This window comes from Pseudoduganella flava, assembly GCF_007830495.1.
GTDB lineage: Bacteria > Pseudomonadota > Gammaproteobacteria > Burkholderiales > Burkholderiaceae_D > Rugamonas > Rugamonas flava.
Genome location: NZ_VLKW01000002.1, coordinates 267941 through 279116, shown reverse-complemented (window position 1 = coordinate 279116; position 11176 = coordinate 267941). Strand labels below are relative to the sequence as shown.

7 protein-coding genes are annotated in these 11176 nt (G+C 67.6%); 2 read left to right on the top strand and 5 right to left on the bottom strand.

Translation table 11 applies throughout. From position 1 onward, the window contains the following. Window positions 1–34 precede the first annotated feature (34 nt). The 5 genes from IP92_RS05515 to IP92_RS05495 form a co-directional block, all read right to left on the bottom strand. Entirely contained in the window at window positions 35–1777 is a 1743-nt protein-coding gene (locus tag IP92_RS05515; RefSeq protein WP_145873536.1) for an IlvD/Edd family dehydratase, read from the bottom strand. Window positions 1778–2059: 282 nt separating this feature from the next. Then, window positions 2060–3121, bottom strand: coding sequence for an aldose epimerase family protein (locus tag IP92_RS05510; protein ID WP_145873535.1), 1062 nt, complete (start codon window positions 3119–3121; stop codon window positions 2060–2062). A 59-nt stretch (window positions 3122–3180) separates the two neighbouring features. Continuing rightward, window positions 3181–4128 carry a glycoside hydrolase family 43 protein gene (locus IP92_RS05505; protein ID WP_229418644.1) on the bottom strand — a complete coding sequence of 316 codons (948 nt, stop codon included), beginning with the start codon at window positions 4126–4128 and terminating at the stop codon, window positions 3181–3183. A 37-nt stretch (window positions 4129–4165) separates the two neighbouring features. Beyond that, window positions 4166–5518, bottom strand: a complete 1353-nt coding sequence (locus IP92_RS05500; RefSeq protein WP_145873533.1) for an MFS transporter — start codon at window positions 5516–5518, stop codon at window positions 4166–4168. Between the two features lie 331 nt (window positions 5519–5849). Next, a complete protein-coding gene (locus tag IP92_RS05495) occupies window positions 5850–7208 on the bottom strand; it encodes an ATP-binding protein (protein WP_158206688.1) in 1359 nt (452 codons plus the stop codon). A gap of 201 nt (window positions 7209–7409) precedes the next feature. On the opposite strand from IP92_RS05495, the gene IP92_RS05490 reads away from it, so the two are divergent. Beyond that, window positions 7410–8048 carry a response regulator gene (locus IP92_RS05490; protein ID WP_307724838.1) on the top strand — a complete coding sequence of 213 codons (639 nt, stop codon included), beginning with the start codon at window positions 7410–7412 and terminating at the stop codon, window positions 8046–8048. Between the two features lie 103 nt (window positions 8049–8151). Then, window positions 8152–11148 carry a CHASE domain-containing protein gene (locus tag IP92_RS05485; protein ID WP_145873531.1) on the top strand — a complete coding sequence of 999 codons (2997 nt, stop codon included), beginning with the start codon at window positions 8152–8154 and terminating at the stop codon, window positions 11146–11148. The last annotated feature ends 28 nt before the right edge of the window (window positions 11149–11176 follow it).

The window sequence follows — 11176 nt, the reverse complement described above, 5'->3', positions numbered from 1 at the left end:
CACATGAGCGGCGTGCCGGCGGGTGGATGTTCTTTTAGTGCGAGTGCTTCGGCACGGCCGATCCGCGCTGGCCGACGAGGAAGTCGAAGTCGCAGCCCTGGTCCGCCTGCAGCACGTGGTCGACGTACAGCTGGGCGTAGCCGGACTTCGGCAGGTCGTTCTTCTGTTCGGCACGGGCCGCCAGGCGGGCCGCCATCTCTTCCTCGGAGATCTCCAGGTCGAGGCGGCCGCCGGCGCAGTCCAGCGCAATCATGTCGCCATCCTTGACGATGCCCAGCGGGCCGCCGGCCATCGCTTCCGGCGCCACGTGCAGCACGACGGTGCCGTAGGCGGTGCCGCTCATGCGCGCATCCGAGATGCGGACCATGTCCTTGATGCCCTTCGCGAGCAGCTTCGGCGGCAGGCCCATATTGCCCACTTCGGCCATGCCCGGATAGCCTTTCGGGCCGCAGTTCTTCATCACCAGCACGCAGTTCTCGTCCACGTCCAGGTCCGGGTCCATGATGCGCGACTTGTAGTGGTCGAAGTCTTCGAACACAACGGCGCGGCCGCGGTGCTGCATCAGGTGCGGCGATGCGGCCGACGGTTTCAGCACGGCGCCGCGGGGCGCCAGGTTACCGCGCAGGATGCAGATGCCGCCATCCTTGATCAGCGGGTTTTCCAATGGGCGGATCACTTCCTCGTCATAGATCGGAGCGTCCTTGTTGTTTTCCCAGATCGTCTTGCCATTCGCGGTCAAGGCGTCCTTGTTCGGCAGCAGGCCGTTTTCGCCCAGGCGGCGCAGCACGCCCGGCAGGCCGCCCGCATAGTAGAACTCTTCCATCAGGAAGCGGCCGGAAGGCAGCAGGTCGACGAGCGTCGGCGTGCCGCGGCCGATGCGGGTCCAGTCTTCCAGCTCCAGGTCAACGCCGATACGGCCGGCGATGGCCTTCAGGTGGATCACGGCATTGGTCGAACCGCCGATCGCGGCGTTCACGCGGATCGCGTTCTCGAACGCTTCGCGGGTCAGGATCTTGGACAGGCGCAGGTCTTCCCACACCATCTCGACGATGCGCATGCCGGACATGTGCGCCAGCACGTAGCGGCGCGCGTCGACGGCGGGGATCGCGGCATTGTGCGGCAGCGACGTGCCGAGCGCCTCGGCCATGCAGGCCATCGTCGACGCGGTGCCCATCGTGTTGCAGGTGCCGGCCGAGCGCGAGTGGCCCGCCTCGGCGGCGAGGAAGTCGTGCATCGAGATCTCGCCGGCCTTCACTTGTTCGTGCAGCTGCCAGACGGCGGTGCCGGAGCCGATGCTCTTGCCGTTCAGCTTACCGTTCAACATCGGGCCGCCGGTGACGACGATCGCCGGGATGTCGCACGATGCGGCGCCCATCAGCAGCGCCGGGGTGGTCTTGTCGCAGCCGACCAGCAGCACGACGGCATCCATCGGATTGCCGCGGATCGATTCCTCGACGTCCATCGACGCCAGGTTCCGGGTCAGCATCGCGGTCGGGCGCAGGTTGGATTCGCCGTTCGAGAAGACCGGGAACTCGACAGGCCAGCCGCCCGCTTCGATGATGCCCTTCTTGACGTGCTCGGCGAGCTTGCGGAAGTGGGCGTTGCAAGGGGTCAGTTCGGACCACGTGTTGCAGATACCGATGATCGGCTTGCCCTGGAATTCATGGTCCGGGATGCCCTGGTTCTTCATCCAGCTGCGGTACATGAAGCCGTTCTTGTCCTGCGTGCCGAACCATTCGGCCGAGCGCAGTTTTACATTCTTCTTTGTCTCAGACATGCATTCCTCCGGTGTTGTGCTGGGCCCGGCGAACTGGCTGTCCTCGTCGAGCTGCGATGTTCCGAGATGTTAAAGAACGCAATGATTCCTTTCCAATGAATAAAAATTTGGCTGCGATATGAAAAAAGGTATCGGATGGGCGCAAAACAAAAGCCGGCGACAGGCACCGGCTTCTCTTCAATGTTCAAGCTGGCCAAAACCCGCAGCAGAAGCCGGGGTCCGACCCGGCGGGTCGGACCCCAGGTTTGCGTTGGGGTTGGAAGGCCGAGCCCGTGGCGACGTTTATGGCTGCACGGTGAACCGATACAACGACCTCGTCGAATACGTCTCCCCCGGCCGCAGGATCGTGTTCGGGTACTCGGGCCGGTTCGGCGAGTCCGGGAAGTGTTGCGGTTCCAGGCACAGGCCGCTGCGGTGGGCGTATTGCCAGCCTTTGCCGATCAGCGAGCCGTCCAGGAAATTGCCGCTGTAGAACTGCACGCCCGGTTCCTGCGTGTACAGCTCCAGCACCCTGCCGGACTCCGGCTCGCGCAGGATCGCGGCGAGCGACAGCACGTTCGACTCCGGCTTGTTCAGCACGAAGTTGTGGTCGTAGCCCAGGCCGTTACGCAGCTGCTCGTCGTCGCTGTCGATCCGTGCGCCCACTGTCTGCGGCGTGCGGAAGTCGAACGGCGTGCCGTCGACGGATGCCAGCGCGCCCAGCGGGATCGATTCGCCATCGATCGGCGTGTAGCGGTCCGCGTTGATCACCAGTTCGTGGTTCAGCACCGAGCCGCGGCCCGCCAGGTTGAAGTAGGCGTGCTGCGTCAGGTTGACCGGGGTGGCCTTGTCCGTCGTCGCGTGGTATTTGACGAGCAGCTCGTTCGCGTCGTTCAGTTCGTACGTGACCGTCACGTCCAGGTTGCCCGGGTAGCCCATCTCGCCGTCCGGGCTCAGGTAGGTGAGCTTCAGGCCGATCGTCAGGTCCGTCACCATCGGCACCGCATGCCAGGCCACCTTGTGGAAGCCGCGCGTGCCGCCATGCAGGTGGTTGCGGCCGTTGTTGACGTCCAGCTGCAACGCCTGGCCGTCCACTTCGCAGCGCCCCGCCGCGATGCGGTTGCCGTAGCGGCCAATCAGCGCGCCGAAGTACGGGCAGTCGCCGAAGTACGGCTCGGCATGGTCGAAGCCGAACGTCACGTCGGCCAGGTTGCCGTGCTTGTCGGGCACGTGCATCTCGGTGATGATGCCGCCGTAGTTCGTGATCTTGACGACCATCCCGCTGCGGTTGCGCAGCGTGTAGAGCGACAGCGGTTCGCCGTCCGGCGTCGTGCCGAACGGTTCCTGTTCAATACTCAGTTCCAAATTCGTATCCGTAGTCGATGCCGGCCGGGGCTTGTGTCAGGCAGGTTACCTAGCCCGCGTCAAGCGATGGAAGGCCGGCCGAAGTCCGGCATGCCATCCGCGGTCCAGCGCAAGGGTTTGACGAAAGTATGGCGATCCGGGTTCCACAACGGGTCGCCTTCGATTTCAGTATAAGTCCTCGCATGGTACACCAGGAGCACGGTTGAACCGTCTTCCGCCACCGTGAAACTGTTGTGGCCGGGGCCGTAGATCTTGTGCTCGTAGCACGTCTCCAGCACCGGTTTTTCCGACTTGTGCCACGACGCCGGATCCAGCAGGTCGGCGTTCTCGTCCGCCCACAGCAAGCCCATCGCGTAGTTGTGATCCGTCGCGCTGGCCGAGTAGCTGATGAAGATCTTGCCGTTCTTCTTCAGTACCGACGGGCCCTCGTTGACGAGGAAGCCGCGGCACTCCCAGTCGTGTTCGGGTTTGCTCAGCATGACCGGTTCGCCGTCGATCTGCCACGGCGTCTTCATCGGCGCGATGTACAGGTTCGAGTTGCCCTCGATGTCGTTGTGCTTCTGCGCCCACAGGTAGTACAGCTGGCCCTTGTGCGTGAACGTCGTCGCATCCAGGCAGAACGTGTCGATGCCCGTGTCGACCTGGCCCATGAATTCCCACTCGCCTTCCAGCGGGTTCTGGCTCGTGTTGCGGATCGCGTACATGCGGTGCTGGAACAGCTTGTACTTGATCTCGCGCGACGGCGCCGCCGCGAAGTACACGTACCACGCGCCCTGGTTGAAGTGGATTTCCGGCGCCCAGATCAGCTCCGAGTACGCGCCCGTGTCGGGCTTGCGCCACACGTCGCGCGTCTGCGCCGAGGCCAGGCCTTCGATGGTCTTCGCGCGCCGCAGTTCGATGCGGTCGTATTGCGGCACCGACGCCGTGAAGTAGTAATAGCCGTCCGTGTGACGGTAGATGTAGGGATCGGCACGCTGCTCGATCAGGGGTTTCAGGACGTCGCCCATCGTGTTCTCCATTTCTAAAAATCCGGCCTGCCACATGTCAGCCGGCCACGTAGCCATTGGCCCGCATCTGGTCCTTGACCTCGTTGTAGTAGGTGTCGCTGATGCGGTACTTGAACATGAAAAGGCCCATCAGCAGGTGGAAGAAGCCCGGGATCACGGTCAGCATCAGTGCGATGCCGTTCAGCGCATGCGGCGTCTGCGCGGCGTTCGGCACGTAGTGGAACAGCGTGAACAGGCCGCCCACCAACGCGCCGGCGATGCCCATGCCCGCCTTCTGGCACACGGAGATGCCGCCGAACGCGAAGCCGGACACCCGCTTGCCCGTCTTGACCTGGCCGTAGTCGATCGTCTCGGCGATCGCGGACCAGAACACCGGCGCATGCAGGTCGACGATGAAGGACAGCAGGAAGTACAGGACGAATGCCAGCACCATGTCGCCCGGCTTGACGAGCACGTAGATCGCCACGCTGATCAAGGCGACGATCACCTGCGAGTTGCGGAACAGTTTTACCTTGCAATAGGCCTTCGTGATCCACGTCGATGCGACCATCGACAGGATCGCCGCCGCCACGCCCGTCGACAGGAATGCCGACACGACGCCCGCATCGCCACCCAGGTAGTACTTGGCGTAGTAGATCGCCACCGAGCCGCGGATCACGTAGCCGATCGTGCCCGTCACGCAGGCGCCGCACAGCAGCAGCCACTGGTCGTTCTTCAGCAGGACCTTCAGCTGGGACCACAGCGACTGGCGCTCGACGACGTGGCGCACCCGCTCGGTCGTCGTGAAGAAGCAGAACAGGAACAGCGCCACGCCCATCGCGGCCATCACGGCCATCGCCGCCTGGTAGCCGGCGGCCGGGTTGCCGTGGCCCCAGCGCTCGGCCAGGATCGGCACGATGATCGTCACCATGAACGCGCCGATCTTGGCGAAGAACAGCCGGTAGCCGTTGGCGGACAGGCGCTCCTGCGGATCGGCCGTCAGCGCGCTGGGCAGCGAAATGTACGACACGCCGACGCCGGACGTCATCACCGTCATCAGGATATAGGTCGAGTAAGCCCACAGCAGCTTGGCGTCGTAGTGGAAGTCCGGCGTCATGAAGACGAAGAACACGGAGATCCCGTACGGCACGGCCAGGAACAGGAACCACGGCCGGTAGCGGCCCCACTTGTTCGTGTAGCGGTCGGTGATCTGGCCCATCGCCAAGTCGGAGATCGCGCCGATGATCTTCACGACCAGCAGCAACATGGCCAGGTCTTCGACGTGCAGGCCGTAGATGTCGGTGTAGAAGTAGGTGATGATCAGCATCATCGACGAGATCACGACGTTCAGCGCCATGTCCCCGGCCCCGAAGCCGACCTTCTCCAGCGTGGATAGTTTCTGTCTCTCCATGTCTACTCGACCTTTCTTTTCGCGAAGTACGCGAGTACGCCGGCCACCCGCGGGGCACTCCTTGGGGTCCACTCGGCCGAACAGGGGAGTTTGCCGAGCATGGGAGGGCTCGACGCGACTGGTCTCCGACGTCTCTTGTATTTTTTTGGATGCAATATTGCAATCTCACGCCGATGTTAGGCGGGCTTGCGAATTCGATCCAATCAAATTTTCCCGATTTACGATATCGTTTTTGATATCGACGAAGCGCGATCCCGCCGCATTGCGTCAGCAATGCTCAGCTGAATGAGCATTGTAGTCGCGAAATAATCGGCAATGAATCAGCAACGAATCAGCAATGGCTCAGCGCCAGGGCGTAGGCGCGGGTGGTGGCGAGCAGCCGGTAACGGGCGGGACGGACGTCGTGGCCGACGACAAGCAGCGAGTGCGTGGCCAGGCTGGCCAGCGCGTCGATCGTGTCATATGGGGACAGGCAGGGATGCAGCGCCGCCGCCGCCTCGTCCAGCGTAAACCACGACGCAAAAGCGGCAATGCGGCGCAGCGCCAGCTGCGCGACGGGCGGCAGCAGCACGTGGCTCCAGTCGAGGGCGGCGCGCAACGTGCGGTGGCGCGGCGGCGGCCGTAGCGGGCAATATGGGGCTCGCGCCGGCCCTGCCCCTGCCCCTGCGAGCAGCAGGTCGAGCGTATCGGCCAGCCCGGCCGCCACCTGCGCCAGGCCCAGCGCCGGCACCCTGGCCGCCGCCAGCTCGATCGCCAGCGGCAAGCCTTCCAGCCGGCGGCAGATCGTGCCGATGCATGCCAGCGCCGCCGCATCCGGCGCAAATCCGGCATCGGCGCCGGCGCGCCGCACGAACAGTTCGACGGCGCCGCTTGCGCCCAGCCGCGCCGCATCCGCCTCGCCCGGCGCCGGCAGCGCCAGCGCGGGCACGCGCATCACGGTCTCGCCATGGGCCAGCAGCGGCTGGCGGCTCGTCGCCAGCACGGCAAGGCCGGGGCACTGCCGCAGCAGCGTCTCGACCAGCGCGCTGCACGCGTCGGCGACGTGTTCGCAATTGTCCAGCACCAGCAGCAGCGGCACGTCGCGCAGCCGGGCGGCCAGCGCCGAAGGTGCCGACGATGCGGCGGCGTCCAGCCCCAGCGCGGCGGCGACGGCGCGGCCGACGCCCGGCCCGTCCACCGCTTGCAGCTCGACCCACACCGCATGGCCGTGCTGGTGCGCGGCCGCCAGCGCCAGCGCCGTCTTGCCGATGCCGGCGGTGCCGGCCAGCGTGACGAAGCGGACCTGGGCGCAGCGCGCCAGCACGGCATCCACCAGTTCGCCCCGGCCGATGCAGGGGACGGGTGCGGGCAGCGCCGGCCGCGCACCGGCACGCCGCTCGGCGTGGCCGGCAAACAGGTAGCCGCGGCCAGCCACGGTGCCGATCAATTCCCGGTCCTCGGCCAGCGCGCGGCGCAGCGCGGCGATCTGCACGCGCAGGTTGCCGTCGGGGACGTCCTGGCCCGGCCAGACGGAGCGCAGCAGGTCGTCGCGCGACAGCACCCGCCCGTGCGCGCCGATCAGCGCGTCGAGCAGGCGGCCGGCGCGCTGCCCCAGCGGCACGGCGGCGCGGCCGGCCGTGTGCAGCTCGCAGCGGGCCGGGTCGAAGGTGTGGCGGCCGAAGACGATGCCGCCGGAATCGATGATGTCCATGCCGCGAGAGCGTACGCGTGGATGTGGCCGCGGCCCATCCCACATCGTGGCCGCGCAAGGTGCCCCGATGTGCTGCCACCGCGCTCCCCCGAAAGGGGCAACGGCGCCCGGCGCCCTGCCCGCGCCGGCGGCGCGCGTGTAAGATGCGGCATCGGCGCGGCAGGCGCCATCACAGCGGGAGCACATCATGGGAAGCACATCGTGCGGGACTTAGCCAGCGGCGCGCCGGTGCGCGTGATGGTGGTGGACGACCACCCGCTGCTGCGCGAGGGGATCGCCGCCGTGCTGTCGATCGGCGACCGCTTCGAACTCGTGGCCGAGGCCGGGGACGGCCGCAGCGCGCTGGAACAGTACGTGCGGCACCGGCCGGACGTCACCTTGATGGACCTGCAGATGCCCGTCATGAACGGGCTCGATGCGATCGTGGCGATCCGCGAGATCGCGCCGCAGGCCCGCATCATCGTGCTGACGACCTACAAGGGCGACGTGCAGGTGCTGCGCGCGCTGAAGGCCGGCGCGATGGGCTATCTGCTGAAAAGCATGCTGCGCACGGAACTGGCCGATGCGATTGCCCGCGTGCATGCGGGCCAGCGCCACATCCCGCCCGAGATCGCCATCGAACTGGCGGCGCACATCGATGCCGATGCGCTGTCCGCCCGCGAGACGGAAGTGCTGAGCCTGGTCGCCGACGGCAATTCGAACAAGCGCGTCGCCCAGGCCCTCGGCATCGCCGAGGAAACCGTGAAGGCGCACATGAGCACCGTGCTGGGCAAGCTGGGCGCGCGGGACCGCACCCATGCCGTCACGATCGCGATCCGGCGCGGCATTCTCGAGCCGTGAGGCGCCGCTCCTAAGCCTGTACTCCCAGCAACAATGGCTGGCAGTAACAATTCAACAACGAAAAGAGCGCTGACGAGCCGGCCCCGGTAGTACGATGGCGGGCATGCAGACATCGCCGCCGCCTTCCGCATCGCAGCCGTCGAACCGCCGCGCCGCCCGGCTGTTGCCGCTCGCCGTCGGCGTGGGCACGCTGTGCGCCGGGCTGATCGCCACGGCGCTTGTCTGGAACAGCCTGCGCACGAGCCACGACCGGCAAGTGCATGCCGAATTCGACTACCGCGTGCGCGACCTGGCGCTGCGGGTCGTGCGGCGCATCGCGACGTTCGAGCAGGTGCTGCGCGGCGCCCAGGCATACGTCGTCGCCTCGCCGCTGCTGCCACAGGTCGACGAGTTCCGCACCTATGTCGGCACGTTGCGGTTGCGTCAATTCTATCCCGGCATCCAGGGCATCGGCGTGTCGCTGCTGGAACGTCCGCCCGGCGCGCGCCCGGACGGTGCGAAGAGCGCGGTCGTGATGATCGAGCCGCTCGACGCGATGAACCGCCGCGCCCTCGGCTTCGACATGTTTGCCGAGCCGGTGCGCCATGAGGCGATGGCGCGCGCCCGCGACATGGGCACGGCCGCGCTGTCCGGCCAGGTGCGCTTGGTGCAGGAGGGCAGCGGCCCCGGCCAGCCCGGCTTCCTGATGTACCTGCCTTTGTACCGCGGCACGCCCGGCGACACGGCCACGCGCCGCGAAGCCCTGTACGGCTGGACCTATGGCGCGTTCCGCATGCTCGACTTCATGCGCGGCCTGAACGGTGAACGCGAAAGCGACCTGCACGTGACGATCTACGATGCCGCCGCGGCACCCGAGAACTGCATGTACGGCTGCGACTACCGCGACGGCGCCGCGCGCCTGGACACCCAGCAGACGTTGCGCATCGCCGGCCGGCACTGGATCCTGCGCGTGCGCAGCAACCCCGTGTTCGAGGAGCGCCTGGCGTCGCAGCAGGCCGCATGGGCGGGCGTCTCCGGCATCATCGTCAGCGTGCTCTCGGCCACGCTCGTGTGGCTGCTCGCGCAAGGACGCGACCGCGCCCGCCTGCTGGCGCGCCGGATGACGGAAGACCTGCAGCGTTCCTACGAGCGGCTGGGGCTGGAGCGCACCCGCCTCGCCAGCATCCTCGAGAACGCCCACGACGCGTTCGTGGCCGTCGACGCGGCAGGCCGCATCACGTACTGGAACGCGCAGGCGGCACGCACGTTCGGCTGGCCCGCCAGCGAGGCGCAGGGCCGCTCGCTGCGCGCGCTGCTGTTCCATGGCGAGCAGCCGGAACTGGACCGCCTCCTGACGCTCGACCCCGCCGCGTTCGACAGCGGCCACGGCGACCGGCTGGAGCTGCAGGCCACGTGCCGCGCCGGCGACCACATTCCCGTCGAGCTGTCGTGCTCACTGGTGGAACGGGGCGGCGAGCGCGAGCTGCACGGCTTCCTGCGCGACCTGTCCGCCGAGAAGGCGGCGGCGGCGCGCGAGACGGTGCGCCAGGCCGACCTGCACCAGGCGCAGCGGGCGCTGCACCGGGCCCAGAAGCTGGAGGCCGTGGGCAAGCTGACGGGCGGCGTCGCGCACGACTTCAACAACGTGCTGCAGATCATCTACGGCAATGTGCAGGCCGCTTGCGCGGCGCCGCACAGCCCGGAGACGCCGCGCCGCCTGGAGAACGCACTGGCGGCCGTCGACCGGGGCGCCAAGCTGTCCGGCCAGCTGCTGGCGTTCGCGCGGCGCCAGCCGCTCGCGCCCGTCGTCATCAACCTGGCGCGGGTGCTGCGCAACGTCGACGAACTGCTGCGCCGCGCGCTGGGCGACGGCGTCGAGCTGGCGACGATCGTCGAAGCGGGCCTGTGGAACACGCTGGTCGACCCGAACCAGCTGGAGAACGTGATCCTGAACCTGGCCATCAATGCGCGCGACGCGATGGACGGCAACGGCAAGCTGACGATCGAGCTGTCGAACTGCGTGCTGGACGACGTCTACGCGGCCAGCGTGCCGGAGGCGATCGCCGGCGACTACGTGCTGCTGGCCGTCTCCGACACCGGCGCCGGCATGCCGCCCGACGTGCAGGAGCGCGTGTTCGAACCGTTCTTCACGACGAAACCGGAAGGTGAAGGCACGGGCCTGGGCCTGTCGATGGCCTATGGCTTCGTGCGGCAGACGGGTGGCCATATCCGCGTCTACAGCGAGGTGGGCGTGGGCACCACGATGCGGCTGTACTTCCCGCGCACCGGCGTGCCCGAGGCGCAGCAGGCGGCCGAACCGACGCAGGACGTGGCGGGCGGCCGCGAGACGATCCTGCTGGTCGAGGACGACGCGCCCGTGCGCGAAACGGTCGCCGGCATGCTGCGCACGCTGCAGTACACGGTGATCGAGGCGGGCGGCACGGATGCGGCCCTGCAGGCGTTGCGCGGCGGCGCCGCCGTCGACCTGCTGTTCACCGACGTCGTCATGCCCGGCTCGCTGCCGGCCACCGAGCTGGCGCGGGTGGCGCGTCACCTGCGGCCCGGAATCGCGGTGCTGTTCACGTCCGGCTACACGCAGGATGCGATCGTGCACGGCGGCCGGCTCGATCCCGGCGTGCAGCTGCTGTCCAAGCCCTACCGCCGCGACGAGCTGGCGCGCAAGGTGCGCGCCGTCCTGGACGAACGGAGTGCCTTGCCGCCGGCCGATGGGGCACCGCCCATGCTGCACACCTTGCGCGTGCTGGTGGTGGAGGACAACGACGACCTGCGCGACCTGACCTGCGAAATGGTGATGGCGCTCGGCTACCAGGCGACCGGCGTCGGCAGCGCCGAGGCGGCGCTGACCGCGCTCGAGGCGGGCGGCTACCACGCCGTGTTCACCGACGTGCAGCTACCCGGCATGAACGGCCTGGAACTGGCGCACCGGCTGGCGGACGATCCGCACCTGTCGGTGGCCGTCGTCACGGGCCGCGCGCTGGGCGACGAGCTGCCGCCGGGCGTGCGCCTGCTGTACAAGCCGTACCGGATCGATGCCGTCGAGGAGATCCTGGCGCAGATCCAGCTGGCGCGCCAGGACGACGGGGATCCGGACCCCGACTGACCGGCGCCCGCCCCTGCCTTTGCCGCCC